Source organism: Nocardia sp. NPDC050175, from assembly GCF_044459885.1.
Lineage (GTDB): Bacteria > Actinomycetota > Actinomycetes > Mycobacteriales > Mycobacteriaceae > Nocardia.
In genome coordinates this window covers 578,783-593,499 of record NZ_JBITJI010000001.1, presented here as the reverse complement: position 1 = coordinate 593,499, position 14,717 = coordinate 578,783, and the positions used below count along the sequence as shown (strand labels likewise).

Sequence of the window (14,717 nt, the reverse complement as noted above, 5' to 3'; positions counted from 1 at the left end):
GCTCGCTGGAGTGTTCCGGCGAACTCGGGAGTACATACCGGCGGCGGCGCCCGAACTCATCGCGCTTGCCGGAAAAAATCTTGGATCTAATCGTCGAGTCGGGCCGCTAGTCCGAAAGCTGCGAAAACCGCGGGATCCTGGAATACCGAATTCCGGCTGATGCCTTCGGCGGTGACGGTGAAGATCTGGAGCGTGTGCAGCTCGTACCGATCATCGACGCGCAGGTAGGCGGCGAATCCGGGTTGGCCGCCGTTGGCGGTGACCCGCTCGAGAGACCAGTCCTTCCCGGCCGCTTCGAAGACCCATTCCATGAAAAGGCCGTAGTTGCCGCGGCCCGCGAACCAGTTGAGCATCGGCGGCATCTCCATGATGACGTCCTCGGTGAGCAACCGCTTGAGGCCCTCGACGTCGGCGTGCGCGAACGCCGTCATATAGCGCTCGACCCAGGCGCGCTGCTCGGCCGTGGACGGCTCGCTGACCCGTTCCAGTCCGACCCCGATCCCCTTCAGGCGAGCGCGCGCCCGCTGCAACGAGCTGTTCACCGAAACGACGGTGGTGCCGAGGATTTCCGCCGACTCGGCCGCGGAGAAGCTGAGCACCTCACGCAGGATCAGTGCACCGCGCTGCCGGGCCGACAGGTGCTGCAGAGCGGAGGCGAATGCCAAACGCAGGGTGCTGTGATCGATCGCGGTCCCGGCCGGATCGCCGTTGTCCAGCAACGAATCCGGTAGGGGCTGCAGCCAGGCGTGCTCTCCCCGGACGAGCGGCCCGAGCGGATCCGCCGGGGCCACCAGGCCCGACGGCAGCGGACGGCCGCCGCGACGCTGCAGCGCGGTCAGGCAGGCGTTGGTCGCGATCCGATAGAGCCAGGTGCGCAGTGAGCTGCGCGTATCGTCGTACTGCTCGCGCGCCCGCCATGCCCGTAAATACGTGTCCTGGACCAGGTCTTCCGCGTCGTGCGCCGAGCCGAGCATGCGGTAGCAGTACGCCAGCAGCTCCGTCCGGAACGGTTCGATCCGGCGATCGAAGCCGTCATCCCTCGTCATCACGCCTCATCTCCACTGCCGCCGCCAGCACCATACCGGTTTGGCCTCCGCCTATTTCGGTCGTGCGGCCTTGGTCAGTAGTCGGCTGAGTTGACGCTGCTCCGTCGGGCTGAGATGGGTAATGGGTGACTGGGTGCGCATTGCCGTGGCGAGTTGTCGCCGGACTTCGCGGCCGCGCTCGGTGAGGGTCACGATCTTGGCGCGTCGGTTCGCCGGATCGATCTCTCGGGTGATCAGGCCCTTGTCCTGGAGGCGGTCGGCGAGGAAGGTCACCGTGGACGGGTCGCAGCCCAGGCTGGCGGCGAGTTGCCGCATCGACAGGGTCGCGGACGGCTCGATCTTCCACAGGGTGTTGGCCATGACAGCGGTCAGCCCGAGGTCTCCGACGGTGTCGGCGAGTAGCGCATTGGTCTGCTCGGCCACGGCGAAAACCAGGTCCAGCACGTCATAGATCAGCGATTCTCCCGTGTCTGCTTGCTTCGCCACAGCTCGACAATACTTGGTCACTCAAACACTTGACAACTCCAAGCATTGACGTGAGAGACTGCCGACACTTGGATGATCCAAGCATTTGATTCAGGAGATCTCGAATGGCCACGGGCACAAGCAATCTGCGATCCGACCCCGTCGACACTGGCGCCAATGCGCCGTCCAGCACTTCGCCGAGTGTCGGACGACCGCCGGATCGGTGGCGTTATCTATGGCTGGGCTCTGGTGCGGTCCTGTCGTTGTTCGCGGTCAACGGCCGATGGGATATCCCGTTGGCCGCGTGGCTGTTCTCGATTCTGCTGCTGCGTTTTTCGCGAACCAGCCGGGTGGCCGTTGGCGTCGGCCTGGTCTGGCTGGTCAGTGTCGGAGCGGCGATGTTCTTTCTGTGGCACGTGGCTGTTCCGCTGACGGGCATGACAGCGCTGGGCGGGGTGGGCTTCGGTACGGTGCTCGCCCTGCCCTACCTGGTGGACCGCCTGCTCGCGCCGCGGCTCGGCACGGTCGCCGGCCTGCTGTTATTTCCGATGCTGCTGGCCGTGTGCGAGTTCGTGATGGGAGTTTTCGCTCCGTTCGGCACGGCCTACGGTCTGCTCGCCGACACTCAGTACACCAATCCTGCTCTGCTGCAGGTGATCTCACTGACCGGTCCGTACTCTGTCGGTTTGCTCATCGGCGCCCTCGCCACCGTCGTGAATTATGTGTGGGAGCGTCCGCTGTCCTGGCGCACCGCCCGCGTGCCCGTCATCTACGCGGCAGTGCTCGGCGTCGTAATTATCGGCGGCAGTGCACGATTGGCGTTCTTTCCGGTATCTACCGCCCAGACCGTTCGCATCGCCGGTATCAATCCCAGCACAGCGGCGTTGGACGTGGAAATGAAGGCACTCGGCCAACCCGGATTCGACCCGCTGAACATACCTCGGTTCGACCCGGCCACGGTGCCGCTGGAATCGAAGGCGGTGATCGACGACCTGTTCGACGAAACCCGGCGCGCCGCGCGAGCCGGCGCGAAAATCGTTGTCTGGTCGGAGAATGCGGCCAGGATTTCGGTCTCGGACGAATCGGCGTTCCTCACCGCCGCGCAGGCCGTCGCCCGAGACGAGCAGCTGTATCTGGACGTCGCCGTCAACGTCTACCTGCCGACCGCACCCTACGGCCGTGACGAGACACATTTCATCGGCCCGGACGGGGCGCTGCTATGGACCTATCAGAAGGCCCATCCCATTCCGGGCTTGGAGACCTACACACCCGGCGACGGAAACGTGCCCGTGGTGAGCACCCCGTACGGTCGAATCGCGAACGTAATCTGTTACGACGCAGACTTTCCCGCCATCATGCACACCGATGCCGACATCATGCTGGTGCCGGGCGGTGACTGGCCCCAGTTCGGCCGACTGCACACCCAGATGTCGAGCCTGCGCGCAATCGAGAACGGCTACTCACTGGTCCGCCAGGACTTCAACGGCTGGTCGTCCGCCTACACCCCACACGGCCAACCCATCTCGACCCAGGACACCACCGTCGATCACGACCCATGGATCGTCGACGTCCCCACCCACGGCACCACCACCCTCTACCAACTAACCGGCGACATCTTCGCCTGGCTATGCCTAGCAGGCACACTCGTACTGACTGGCATCGCAGTGATCCCGCGACGCTCGGCAATTTGACACGCGAGGGCCGCACTTGCGCCACGCGACTCCCGAAAGGTCAACGGGCCGGGAACATCTCGGCCCGTTGACCCGCAAGTGGGCGAAGAGAAGGGCGTGGATGGTGTTTCAGGAAACACGCGCCCTTGACGCGAACGACGTACCACACTGGATCAGGAAGACGAGCTCGAAGAATATTAGGAGCAATGTTGATCCAATTCACGGACTTCTTGCCCGTTCCGAAGCCCGACCTGACCAAGGTGAAGTTCAACATCCGGGCGGGCACTGGCGGTCCAGAGGCATGGGACCTCCTCCTCGCCGACGACCCAGAGGACTGGCTGAACATGAATCGCCACCGAGAGCGGCACCAGAACAACAACCTGGGCCCTGCTCAATTTCTGTTGTCCTTCGCCCAGTACTACCCGTACGGTCCTCAATACTTCATTTTTGGAGGCTTTTTTCAGGTAAGCGCGGTCGTTCCCGAACTGATCGGCGGGCCTGGGTACGCGCTGGCCCCACTGGACGAGCACTCGGAATACATCAAACGACTCATCGTCAAGCTGGAAAGACCGGTCGGCCGGGATCTATATCTGCGTTGGTACGAGACATTGCAGGGCAGCAAGCTCAACCCCGCGGTGTACGAGCTTGCCCCGGATACCAAACTCGGCCCGTTTCCCGGTTTCCAGAACGTCAGGCTCAAGCACCATGAGCTGCAGCGCATCATCGCGAATGATGAGCCGAACTGGAAGGACGCCCTTTCGAGCGTGAAGGGCGTTTATGTCATCGCCGACCTCAGCAGCGGCCAGCTGTATGTGGGATCTGCTTCGGGTGAGGCGGGCGGTCTGTGGCAGCGGTGGTCCAGCTACGCGAACCTGGGGAACCTGACTGGCGGCAACCGGGGACTCGAGAACTTGCGAGCGGAGCTCGGCGGCGGCCACATCGTCGACAATTTCCAGTACTCGATCTTGGAGATCTTCGACCCGAAGACGAAGGCGGAGACGATCCTGTTGCGGGAGTCGTTCTGGAAGCTTGCCCTCGGCAGCCGCGTGCACGGCATGAACCGGAACTGACGGGTTGGACGACGCCGAACTCGACACGCCGGGGCTGGCGGGTACGCCCGCTACTTGTTCGGCTGGGCGAGGGCGGTCATACCGGCTCCGACCCGCTGTGCCAGTTCGTCGCGCTCGGCCTGTGCGATGACGAGGTAGTCGGGTTTGTCGACTGCGGCGAATTGCTGTTCGCGGAACGGGATTCCGGGTGGGAGCGGCGCTAGGTGCCAGTGCACGTGAGCGACGCCCTGCATGCTGCCGAAGCTGAACACGTAGAGGCGTTCGGTGGGTGTGATCTGGGTGAGGACCCGACCGAGGCGATGGATACGCAGCTGTAGTGCGAGGTAGTCGTCTTCGGTGAAGTCCGAGACGACGTTTGTCGCGTGGCGTCGGGGTGCGAGCAGGCGATAGGCGTAGAGGCGAGGGTAGGGCGGAATGAACACGATGCAGTGTTCGTCACGGTAGGCGACGGTTTCGCGGGGGCGGGTTGTCTGTTCGTCGGTCAGTTCGCAGATGAAACACTGACCGGCGGCGTTTTCGGCTTGAACTCTGGCTATGTAGGCGTCGGCATCGATCGTCCCGGTCTGCCTACCGACGACCGTGCTGGATGTTTCAGGGCGTTGTACCGATGTGTTCTGTGGCTCCATGACTATTGTTGCTCCCTTTCGCGGTGTGGCCGGGTGCCTGATCTCCTGCTCGGTCGCTGGCACGACTCCTGGAAGATCAACGGGTCGAGGCTATCTCGGCCCGTTCGCCGGCCGAGGCGAGCTATTTCGATTTGCTCATCCGGTTGTCCGAGGTGGAGGAATCGGTTGGCGCCGAAGGCAAGTCGAGTTTCGCCGCGATCGCCCACGATATGTGGATGCCGCGGTCCTCGCCGGGAACTGAGCGGGGGACAGCAGCAGCGATCGTGCCGGGCCGCTCACCGTCACATCGGCCGGCTGGGTTCCGCGCTGCCACGTCGGCCCATCAGCTCGGGTCGCTGGAAATCGGAAATGGTACTAGTCTTATTGGCACCATGCTTTGGCATATCGATCAGACCTCCAGGGTGTCGCTGCAAGACCAGATCGCGGCGTGCGTCCGACGTGCGGTCACCACGGGGGAGTTGTCGGTCAACGAACAGCTCCCGCCCGCAACAGAATTGGCGCACGCGCTGTCCGTCGACCGTAATACCGCGCTGGCCGCGTATCGACTGCTACGGGAGGAAGGGGTCGTGGATTTCCGGCGCGGACGTGGAGTTCGGGTTACCGCGACCGCCCCTACCTCGGCACCGGTGGAGCAGGCCGCCCGCCAGTTGATCGAGTCCGCACGTACTAACGGTTACAGCAAGGCCGAGGTGCTCGGCTTGATCGAGGAGTTGATGTAATGCCCGCCGCGACGGTCTACACCTGCCGCGTCACGAACTGGCCGATATTGTGGCTCAGCATCTTCTGTACGGTTGTCTGCATCTTCAATGTCGCGGTATCGGACGGAGGAGCGCTCTTCCTTTTTGTCGTCGTGCTCTGGTGCATCGTGCTGGTGAAAGCGGTGGTGCAGGCAAGTCAGCGCGTCAGCGCGGGCCCAGTCGGTCTCGCCGTAAATCTCGGTCCCTTCGGCTTCCCACGCGTCACCGTCGCCCGCGCGAACATCGCCCGCGCCGAGATCATCGATATGCCGGTCACGCTGCGGAGCCGTTGGGGCGTGTACTGGACGCGAAAACGCGGATGGTTCTTCACCCCGAACATGGGCCCCGCGCTGCGTTTGCACTTGACCAACGGCCGCAATATCACCGTCGCGATGCCAGAACCCGCTGCCGCGATATGGGCGATGGGTATCGCACCGTAAGCGACGGCCGTTCTTGCGGCACGCGTTGGTCGATAACCCAAACCGGCTGGCTGACAGCGCTTCTCACCCGCATCTGCCGATCTCAACGCCGACAGTCAGCGGCCGGTTCGGGTTGCGGTCGCGCCGAGGGAGTCCGGGGTGAATAGGTAGCGGGTGAACCAGCGCGGCATCTGGCGTCGCAGCGCGTGGTCACCGTGCACTTGGACTCCGGGTTGTTGTAGCAGTTGCGGCCACGACAGCTCGCCGAGCCACCATTCGGTCGCCGCTCGGGTCGGTGTGGTGAACCAGATATCGACGGGTGCGCCGGTGTCGTCTCGGCACAGGTCCACGCTGGTCCGGGACAGATGTAACCAAAACCTGTTGTCAGCGGGCCGGTCGGTGAATTCGATGGCGAGCACGACCCGGCGATCGGGCAGCGCGGCGGCATCGACGCGTCGGCGCATGTCCCAGGTGAGGGCGGCGGTGTCGAGATCGTCCGCACCCAGCGCGGCGCTGTCGGTGGTGACAGCCCATCGAGCCAGTTCCCGGACCACCGGGGCGAGTGCGGCACCGGCATCGGTGAGGCGATAGCCGTCGATGACGCCGGCGGCACGCAGCGTCCGTAGCCGCGCCGACAGGGTTGCCCGGGGGATCCGCGGCAGCCCGCGACACAGTTCACCGAAGCTCGACGCGCCGAGCAGCAGTTCCCGAACGATCAACAGCGTCCACCGCTCGCCGAGCACATCCAATGCCCGCGCCACGGCGCAGAACTGTCCGTAACCACCCACACCGGCAGCGTACGTACTGGACGACCGTGATTGTGGTTCAAGGATTGAACTTCCCGCTCCGACGCGATGTGCCGATGATCGACAACGTCGATGTACACGTCAGAAAGGCGAGCAGTCATGGAAATCGGTACCAGCGTGTTGACGGCGATCGGCCACACACCGCTTGTGCGATTGCGCAGGGTGGTGCCCGCTGACTGCGCGACCATTCTGGTCAAGGTCGAGGGCCACAACCCGACCGGCAGCATGAAAGACCGGATGGCGCAAGCCATGCTGGCCGCCGCCGAGGCCGACGGCCGGCTACGGCCTGGCGATACCGTCGTCGAATACACCGGCGGCAGCACCGGTGCCGCGCTGGCCCTGGTCTGCGCGGCGCGGGGGTACCGGCTCCGGATCGTCAGCTCGGCGGCGTTCAGCGCGGACAAGCTGATCCAGATGTCCGCGCTGGGTGCCGAACTCACCCTGGTTCCGAGTGCGAACGGCCAGATCACCAAGCAGCTGATCCTCGAAATGATCGACACTGCCGCCGAATTCGGCCGCGAACCCGATACCTACTGGACCGACCAACTCACCAACACCGCAAGCATCACCGGCTATCACGCCATGGGCGAAGAGATATGGGAACAAACCGGTGGCCGCGTCGACGGCTTCGTCCAAGCGGTCGGCACGGCGGCATCGCTGCGCGGAGCGACCGCACCGCTGCGACAGCACAATCCCCGACTGCGGGTGGTAGCGGTCGAACCGGCCGAATCCGCAGTGCTGTCCGGCGGCCGCCCCGGCGCCCACCGCATCGAAGGCATCGGCATCGGCTACCAACCCCCGATGTGGGACCCGAACCTCCCCGACGAGATCATCCCCGTGCCTACCGCCGACGCCGAAGCCATGGCTCGACGACTCGCGACGGAGGAAGGGCTGTTCACCGGAACCTCCTCCGGCGCCAACGTCATTGCAGCCATCGAACTCGGGCAACGACTCGGGCCCGCCGCCACCATCGCCACCATCCTGGTGGACTCGGGCCTGAAATACCTCAGCACGAACGTGTTCCGGACAAGCCGGGTCTGAAACAACCGCACCCAGCCGTCCGCCGCACCGTGGCCATCCGCGCACCGGCGAACGGGTCAGCGGGCACTGCCCAGGTGCTGATCCCCTTCTCGTCCGGACAGCATGCTGGTTGTTTCGATGATCTGCTGGAAACGGCCGTCGGGGGTCAATTCGGCGAAGACCAGCACCTCGAAGGCGACTTCACTGCCGTCGACCTTCTTGGCGTGGACGGTGTGCCGGTCGGCGTAGCGATCGCCGACGATCAGTTCGTCGTGCACCTCGACGTGTCCGCCGACGAGAACCTCGCGCAGGTGCGTGATGTGCGCGGCGAATTCGGTGCGGTCGCTCCACACGCCGTCGGTGCGTTGCCGATAGCCGTCGGCGAAGTGACGCGTGACCGCGGAGTCGACATCGAGCTGCCGGTCGAACAGCAGGTCGTTGAGCGCGGTGGCAATGCTGGTGGTACTGGACATCGGAACTCTCCCATCAGGTGCGTGCATCGTGCACGCATATCAAGCTACAGCATATGCGTGCTCGATGCACGCTATTCTTGAAACATGTCACACCAGGGACCCGGTGCCCACGTCGCCGACGCCATCGCGGAGTTGCTGCGCAGGCGCACGAGGGAGGGGATCTACGCCGAACTCACCGAGGGACTGGACCCGGCGGTGGACACGACGACCTATCCGGTGCTCAGCGCCCTCGGACGCTTCGGCCCACGCAGTGCGGCCGCGCTGGCTGCCGAGATCGGCCTGGATCGGTCGGTAACCAGCCGCCACGCCACCCGACTCGAACAGGCCGGGCTGGTGCGACGCGCACCGGATCCTGACGACGCCAGAGCCACCCTGCTCAGCTTGACCGAACCCGGCCAGCGAGCAGTCGATGTGATGCGCGACCGGCTCGCCCGCCGCTTCGACCAGCATCTCGCCGCGTGGCCCGAGTCCGAAGCGCAGGCGTTCGCCGCGGCACTGACCCGGTTCGTCCGCGAGGAACCATTCGGCTGAGCCAGCCCATCGCGTGAAGCGCATACTGGAAGAGATTGGGGGCGAAGGAGTTTCCGATGTCTACGATCTCACCGCATCTGGTGGTCAAGAACGCGATCGACGCCGCGCGGTGGTACGGCGAAGTGCTCGGCGCCGAGGAGATCAGCAGGCTCGAGCTGCCGGGCGGTCAGGTCCTCACCATCGGGTTGCGGATCGGGGACACCGAGGTGCACCTCGCCGACGAACACCCCGATATGGGAATAGTGTCGCCCGCCACGCTGGGTGGTACGTATCTGGCATTGCAGGTCGAAATCGACGACGTCGATGCAACATTCGAGCGGGCACTCACCGCGGGCGCCACCCAGTTCCATCCGCTGTCCGACACGTTCTACGGCGACCGGGCCGGACAGTTCATCGATCCGTACGGCCACCGATGGGGCGTGTTCAAACACGTTCGTACGGTCGCACCGGAGGAGATCGCCGCCGCGGCGGCCGAGATGTTCGGTCGGTAAACGCTGAAGCAGGACCTACTTCAGGAGTTCGATCACGGGCGCGAAGGCGTCCATGTCCGTTTCCATCATCGTGAAGTAGGTGACTCCGTAGCGGTCGCGGCATTCGCGCACACGGTCGGCGATCTGCTGGGGCGTGCCGACCAAAATGCCTGGTGCGGTGCGGATTCGGTCCTCGGTGAAGCCGGGCTGGAACTGGCGCAGCCGATCGATCACGGTGTCCCACTCGGCCGGGGCGCCTACCGCCCACACCAGGAGGTTGAATTCCACTTGATCGCGGCGTTCGCCGAGCAGGCCGCGGACATAGTCGGCGCGTTCGGCGAGTTCGTCCGGGGTCATAGCGTTCGGCAGGCCGGTCTTGGGCAGCGCGGCGCCGGGTAGGGCGATCACGTCGGCGTGCTGAGCGGCGATGCGTAGCAGGCGGTTTCCCGATCCGGCGATCATCAGCGGCGGGCCTTGCGGCCGGGTGGGCGCCGGTTGATAGTCGAGGTCGGCGTACAGCTTGCGCAGGGTGAGCACGGTCTGCTCGAGGTGCTCGACGCGGGCGCCCGGGCTGGGCATCGGGATCCCCGCGGCGTCGAATTCCGCCTTGACATATCCCGCGCCTAACCCCAATTCCAGTCTGCCACCGCTGAATTGGTCCAGCGCGGCAACGTCACGGGCCAGCAGCGTCGGATTGTAGAACGGCGTGTTCAACACGAAGGTGCCCAGCGTGATTCGCTCGGTCGCCTCCGCCGCCAGCGACAACGCCGGAAAGGGCGCGATCAGCCCGAGATGGTCGGGCACCGACAGCACGTCGTACCCGAGCGCCTCCGCCCGGCGAGCCTTGTCCACCCAGTTGGCATGCGAGCCGGGCAGAGCCATGGTGATACCGAAACGGAACTCATTGACCATGATCTTGAACGTAGTAAGCGGCGACAACCGACGAAACCGGTCAACTGGTTGAATAACTCCGCCGACTGGAGGGGCGGACTGGCCGATCAGCGAGGCGCGTTCTCGGCCGCGACGGCGAGCAATCGGATCGAAGGTCAGAAGGGGATGCGGCCGGGCCTCAGCTTGCGGCCGCTAGCACCCGCCACACCTTTCTGGCACGCGGGCGAGCCTGCGGAGCCGCGTATCCGATTCGTCGGCGCGCTTCATGAGCAGTGATCCGCAGCAGATCGGTCAATAGCTCCACGGTGTCCCGATAGCCGGTGTCCGCAGCGAGGCCGCGACGCTCGGCTTCAGCGACGGCCGCGCGCATGGCGGCATCGAGCTGCCTCCGGCGGCGTTCGGTTTCGACGAGGGTGCGCAGCAAGTCGACATCGGCCAGTTTCGGCCATCCTGACGTTTGAGCATCCGGCGCGAGCGCGATCGAATGTATGTTCACGCGAGCCACCCTACCGCAGAATAGAACATATGTTCGACTATTCGGCTTGCCGGGCGTGCCCGAGTCGGCGTCACTGTCTGTGACGACAGACCTTAGTTGTCACAATGCAGGCGATAGTTGTCACCGCCCGTTCCGGGGTCGCCTGCCGGTCTCCAGTGACGAACCGCAGCCGCATCGGCTGGGACAACACATCAACTACCCCGCCGGCGAAATCCAGCATCGTCAACAACCGTGCCTCGGCGAGCGACTCGAACCCGTGATGGCGGCCCGTGCTCACCATGTACTGCAACCCGCACCGATGCCGCTGCGACCGAGCCCACGAAAACTGCCGCACTGGAGCGCATCCGGTCACCGGCAACGACCCCAACGCCCGCACCGGCGCCGTCACTTCCCCAGCCCCCATATGGCAACTCGCTGTCCGTCGACCCGGCCAGTCCGAGTCCATCACCAGCCCCGCCGACTCGGCATCCGGCACCACCGTCAGATCAGTCCAACTACACGTATGTGACCACCTGGCCACCGCCTCATCCATCGCAGACATCCAAGCCCACCGATGATCACAACAGGCCTGATTCGACGAAAACCCATGTACCACAAGCATTTCCCACGGCATGTTGTCAGTCGACACGCCGACTATCCACCCCAATGTGACAACGACCCCGTCGTCGCACCATCGTGGGACTGACCGACATTCCGGCACTCGACCATCGAACCTGACTGACGGGCCGGGCAAACTAGGGTCTCGCCGGTAGCGGCGTCGGTGCGCCAGAATGGCGCCACCCTCGAGTTCGTTCGGGGGCTGTCGCGGGCTGAACCGCCTCGACTGCATGACCGCCAGTCAGGAGAGTCCGTTGCGAATCGCCGGTGCGATCCCTCATACCTATACGGGCTTGTACCGATGACCCGGCGACGTACAACCGCTTTCCAGGATCTCCCTGCCATGAGTACCGTGCCGAGTTCGGCAGTCATGCCTCGACGCTCACGTTTTCGCTGGTTCTGGGCCATCCTGACGCTCGTGACGTGCGGGGCACTGTTGTGGGGATGCGCTGCTGTCTTCGTCATCCCGACACTGGACACAGGTCTGTCCCCCGAAGAGGCGCAAAGGAAATTGGACAAGGTCCATATCCGGATACCTGAATCGTTCGAATTGGTCAGGATGCGGCGATTCGACTGTCCGGGGTGGGCACCAGGTATGTGCGGTTACATAGGCAGCTATGTCGGGCCAGCGGATCAATTACCGGACCACCAGACGATTTTCACCGATCCGACCTATCACCAACCCCTCCGGCCAGTGACATGCGCCGAGCTGAGGAAGCAGCTCGGCTTCGAACTGACGCGCGGTATGCCGTTTACAAGGGCCAAGTCAGGTGACAACGACTGGAAGTTCGATTGCGCGAACGCAATCGAATTGTTCGCCAGCGAACCCTACGCCGGGCGCGAAAATGACTACCCCGAACTCACGATCGCGCGCGACTCGCAGGTCGCCACAATCTACTTCTATGAACGCCCATCCTGACCCATGACCCATGACCCATGACCCATGACCCATGACCGATGGGCGACGGCGTGCTCGAGTCCGGGGACAGCCGCAGTAGGAGCCGTGGCACTGGGGGCGGCAGACGCCGCGACGCTTCGGAGCCAGAGAGACCCGTCCGCCCAACGTCACATAATCGGCATGTGCGGGCGTTGGGAAGCGCTGTCAGCCAATCGATTTGGACGGCCGACCAACGCGCGCCCAGTGGCATTATTGCTCACTCTACCTAATCGAAGTCAGCTTGGATGGATGCGGTGCGGAACGTCTTATACTGCTGGCGGACGTTTGATCCGTCGATCAAACGCCATGATGGCCCTACTAATCCGAAGATTTCCCTGTAGCGGTCACCGCAGGCGGTCCGGACCGATCGTCTAGGCTCAGCTTATGCAACACAGTACTGTGCGCGAGGTTTAAAAGTTTCCTTGTTTAATCCACTTGGCGAGAGAATCCTTGAATTTCTGAAACTTGTTGGTCCAGAAGGTGTAAACAGGGTCCTCTTCTGGTAAGCCCTTGTCATCGACAAATTCGTCGCCATAGGTAAAACCGGCGCTGGCCATGCGATCAACGAGAGCCTTCACGTACTTGGTCCTCTTGGTTTCGGATGTGCACAGCATTTTGCGAGATTTATTCGTGAATTCTCCGACCCCTGTTGCATCTTTCAGGGCTTCGGAGATCGGATCCTTGGGATTCTGCTTGGTCCCGAAGTATCCAGGCACCGACCGGTATACTTTAACGACTCGGTTCAGATCGTATTCGGACATGTCATCGTTGGTGCAGAACCCCTCACCGAAAACTTGGAATTCTTCCGGTGTGAAGAACATGAGTTCTATGGTGTCGGCGGGCGGCGGGAGCGGCAAAAACATCATGTTCCCTTTCGTGGCCGGGGAAGCAGGCTCAGCGTCGGCGGAGCCGACGTTGAGTACCGAAGGCGCGGCGAGAACAGTGGCGATCAGCAGTGCGTATGCGGATGAGGTGCGGGTCGACCGCATGCGAGGTGCCATAGCAGAGCAGCTCCTGAGTGGTTGCCGACAGGCTGTCGAGATAGACAGCCTGGTACGGAGGTTCGTAGACGAATTCGCAAAATGTGGCGGTTGGGCGGGCCGCTCCGCCGGGATGAGTCAGCGACTGAGCGAGGTCCCTCATCTATTCGTTGCCGCGGCGAGTAGGGATTGGTGCCTTAAAGGCGAGCAGGCGAGCCGAGGCAGCAAAGCCCGGTAGGCGGCACTGGCGGCGCGTTGCGCATGACAGTTCGCTGCGTTGGCATCCACGGCCTGCTCTTCGGAACTTGAGCACAACGGTGGAGGGAAGTGGGCTCGGCTGCGGAGGCCGGGGCACCCCGGGAACCGACATCAGTGCGCAAATCGTGCTCAGGATGTCGGCCGTCGCTACTTGCTGACCAGTTCGAGGCCGGCCACCGTCCGCTCCGAAACGCGCGCTCCGCGGCAGATGCGGACGTTCGCTGTCAGTTCGTCGACACTCCCATCCGGAATTGTCGCAGGTTCGAATACGTGGAAGTACGTGGCTGGTCTACCCGACGGATGGAAATCACTATGTGCTTGGATCGAACCCGAATCGCCGCTCTGCTCACCGCCGTTGCGGTGCCACTTGCGGGTTGGGTAGCTGCCGCGTCCCCCGCGTATGCCGACGGACCGCCGACATACGGCTGCCAAAACGTGTCACCAGAATTTGGCCACTCTCCCTTGGTTGCTAGGAACTGCGTGGCATCTGGCGGGGCACCCACCACGAGTCAAGGAACAGCCAAGTCTGTGCTAATTCTGAATTATAAAACTGGTGCCGCATACAGGTGCGAGAACACAAAGTATTCTATCCCGCCCTCGAAGCCAGGAAAGCCCCCGACCAAGCCGGTGTTATACGGCTGGGGCTGCGTCAAGTTCAGGTAGCAGACCGATCTTCTTACCGATCTCTGCCTGAGATACCGCCAAGCGAACGCTCGATAGTGCTGCGACGCAGCCCAGGCCTACCGCGGAGCCAGGGACACCCGTACGTCCGGCGTCACATAATCGGCAGAAGCGCGCGTCTACATGGATGCGCGCTTCTCGGCAGATCCGGACGTTCGCGAACGCGCGGGTCGCCGCATGACCGGACGACTTGTGCCTCGTCATCCGTAGGTTCGACCGTGAACATGGATGGCCTGGCCGTAGCAGCCTTCGGGTTGCTGAGCCAGGAGCGGAGGAATCTGGCGACTCACTGCGGCGACCGGCTCGGAACGGGTGGTCATGTCGTGCGCTTCCCTGTCGATCCACAACTGTGTCAGCCAAATCGTGTCCGGATCGTCAAGGGCGGTGTTGATGCTGAACGAGAGCAGACCGCCACCCTCGTCGCCGGCGCGGAACCCCTCGAGAAGCAAGGCAATCAGCTCGTCACGTCGACCAGGCAGTGCGGTCATTCGTCCGTAGACACTGAACATATTCTCGCCGGCCATGGTTCGCCCCTTCGCCCGAT

Annotated in this window: 17 protein-coding genes; 8 read left to right on the top strand and 9 right to left on the bottom strand. The window is 63.5% G+C overall.

Annotated elements, in window-relative coordinates; all coding sequences use genetic code 11:
• Nucleotides 1-86 precede the first annotated feature (86 nt).
• Together ACIBK2_RS02650 and ACIBK2_RS02645 are read right to left on the bottom strand one after the other, a co-directional pair.
• The gene (locus tag ACIBK2_RS02650; protein ID WP_396962862.1) at nucleotides 87-1,046 is read right to left on the bottom strand and encodes an RNA polymerase subunit sigma-70; all 960 of its coding nucleotides are present in this window, start codon (nucleotides 1,044-1,046) and stop codon (nucleotides 87-89) included.
• 51 nt (nucleotides 1,047-1,097) lie between these two features.
• Nucleotides 1,098-1,532 (bottom strand): MarR family winged helix-turn-helix transcriptional regulator, encoded by a 435-nt coding sequence (locus ACIBK2_RS02645; protein ID WP_396962860.1) that lies wholly within the window; start codon nucleotides 1,530-1,532, stop codon nucleotides 1,098-1,100.
• A gap of 104 nt (nucleotides 1,533-1,636) precedes the next feature.
• Between ACIBK2_RS02645 and ACIBK2_RS02640 the strand changes: the two genes are divergently transcribed.
• Both ACIBK2_RS02640 and ACIBK2_RS02635 read left to right on the top strand, forming a co-directional pair.
• Entirely contained in the window at nucleotides 1,637-3,202 is a 1,566-nt protein-coding gene (locus tag ACIBK2_RS02640; RefSeq protein ID WP_396962858.1) for a nitrilase-related carbon-nitrogen hydrolase, read from the top strand.
• 185 nt (nucleotides 3,203-3,387) lie between these two features.
• Nucleotides 3,388-4,251, top strand: a complete 864-nt coding sequence (locus tag ACIBK2_RS02635; RefSeq protein WP_396962856.1) for a GIY-YIG nuclease family protein — start codon at nucleotides 3,388-3,390, stop codon at nucleotides 4,249-4,251.
• A gap of 50 nt (nucleotides 4,252-4,301) precedes the next feature.
• Here the strand turns inward: ACIBK2_RS02635 and ACIBK2_RS02630 are convergent, their stop codons facing one another.
• Nucleotides 4,302-4,877 (bottom strand): HIT family protein, encoded by a 576-nt coding sequence (locus tag ACIBK2_RS02630; protein WP_396962854.1) that lies wholly within the window; start codon nucleotides 4,875-4,877, stop codon nucleotides 4,302-4,304.
• Between the two features lie 371 nt (nucleotides 4,878-5,248).
• On the opposite strand from ACIBK2_RS02630, the gene ACIBK2_RS02625 reads away from it, so the two are divergent.
• On the top strand, nucleotides 5,249-5,596 hold the full coding sequence (locus ACIBK2_RS02625; RefSeq protein ID WP_396962852.1) for a GntR family transcriptional regulator: 348 nt from the start codon (nucleotides 5,249-5,251) through the stop codon (nucleotides 5,594-5,596).
• A complete protein-coding gene (locus tag ACIBK2_RS02620) occupies nucleotides 5,596-6,054 on the top strand; it encodes a hypothetical protein (protein ID WP_396962850.1) in 459 nt (152 codons plus the stop codon). Before ACIBK2_RS02625 ends, ACIBK2_RS02620 begins: the two co-directional genes overlap by 1 nt.
• Nucleotides 6,055-6,149: 95 nt before the next feature.
• Here ACIBK2_RS02620 and ACIBK2_RS02615 read toward each other — a convergent pair whose 3' ends face one another.
• Entirely contained in the window at nucleotides 6,150-6,821 is a 672-nt protein-coding gene (locus ACIBK2_RS02615; RefSeq protein WP_396962848.1) for a winged helix-turn-helix transcriptional regulator, read from the bottom strand.
• A gap of 117 nt (nucleotides 6,822-6,938) precedes the next feature.
• Here ACIBK2_RS02615 and ACIBK2_RS02610 point away from each other — a divergent pair, with 117 nt between their 5' ends.
• Nucleotides 6,939-7,880, top strand: a complete 942-nt coding sequence (locus ACIBK2_RS02610; protein WP_396962846.1) for a PLP-dependent cysteine synthase family protein — start codon at nucleotides 6,939-6,941, stop codon at nucleotides 7,878-7,880.
• A gap of 56 nt (nucleotides 7,881-7,936) precedes the next feature.
• Here the strand turns inward: ACIBK2_RS02610 and ACIBK2_RS02605 are convergent, their stop codons facing one another.
• Complete coding sequence (locus ACIBK2_RS02605; RefSeq protein ID WP_396962844.1) at nucleotides 7,937-8,332, bottom strand: nuclear transport factor 2 family protein; 396 nt, start codon at nucleotides 8,330-8,332, stop codon at nucleotides 7,937-7,939.
• Between the two features lie 84 nt (nucleotides 8,333-8,416).
• On the opposite strand from ACIBK2_RS02605, the gene ACIBK2_RS02600 reads away from it, so the two are divergent.
• On the top strand, nucleotides 8,417-8,863 hold the full coding sequence (locus ACIBK2_RS02600) for a MarR family winged helix-turn-helix transcriptional regulator (RefSeq protein WP_396962842.1): 447 nt from the start codon (nucleotides 8,417-8,419) through the stop codon (nucleotides 8,861-8,863).
• A 56-nt stretch (nucleotides 8,864-8,919) separates the two neighbouring features.
• Nucleotides 8,920-9,354, top strand: coding sequence for a VOC family protein (locus tag ACIBK2_RS02595; RefSeq protein WP_396962840.1), 435 nt, complete (start codon nucleotides 8,920-8,922; stop codon nucleotides 9,352-9,354).
• A 15-nt stretch (nucleotides 9,355-9,369) separates the two neighbouring features.
• Here ACIBK2_RS02595 and ACIBK2_RS02590 read toward each other — a convergent pair whose 3' ends face one another.
• Together ACIBK2_RS02590 and ACIBK2_RS02585 are read right to left on the bottom strand one after the other, a co-directional pair.
• Nucleotides 9,370-10,245, bottom strand: a complete 876-nt coding sequence (locus ACIBK2_RS02590) for a TIGR03621 family F420-dependent LLM class oxidoreductase (RefSeq protein ID WP_396962838.1) — start codon at nucleotides 10,243-10,245, stop codon at nucleotides 9,370-9,372.
• 157 nt (nucleotides 10,246-10,402) lie between these two features.
• A complete protein-coding gene (locus ACIBK2_RS02585; protein ID WP_396962836.1) occupies nucleotides 10,403-10,720 on the bottom strand; it encodes a DUF222 domain-containing protein in 318 nt (105 codons plus the stop codon).
• A gap of 940 nt (nucleotides 10,721-11,660) precedes the next feature.
• On the opposite strand from ACIBK2_RS02585, the gene ACIBK2_RS02580 reads away from it, so the two are divergent.
• The gene (locus tag ACIBK2_RS02580) at nucleotides 11,661-12,236 is read left to right on the top strand and encodes a hypothetical protein (protein WP_396962834.1); all 576 of its coding nucleotides are present in this window, start codon (nucleotides 11,661-11,663) and stop codon (nucleotides 12,234-12,236) included.
• A gap of 428 nt (nucleotides 12,237-12,664) precedes the next feature.
• Here ACIBK2_RS02580 and ACIBK2_RS02575 read toward each other — a convergent pair whose 3' ends face one another.
• On the bottom strand, nucleotides 12,665-13,243 hold the full coding sequence (locus ACIBK2_RS02575) for a hypothetical protein (protein ID WP_396962832.1): 579 nt from the start codon (nucleotides 13,241-13,243) through the stop codon (nucleotides 12,665-12,667).
• A gap of 1,130 nt (nucleotides 13,244-14,373) precedes the next feature.
• Nucleotides 14,374-14,697, bottom strand: a complete 324-nt coding sequence (locus tag ACIBK2_RS02570; protein ID WP_396962830.1) for a putative quinol monooxygenase — start codon at nucleotides 14,695-14,697, stop codon at nucleotides 14,374-14,376.
• Nucleotides 14,698-14,717: the final 20 nt, after the last annotated feature.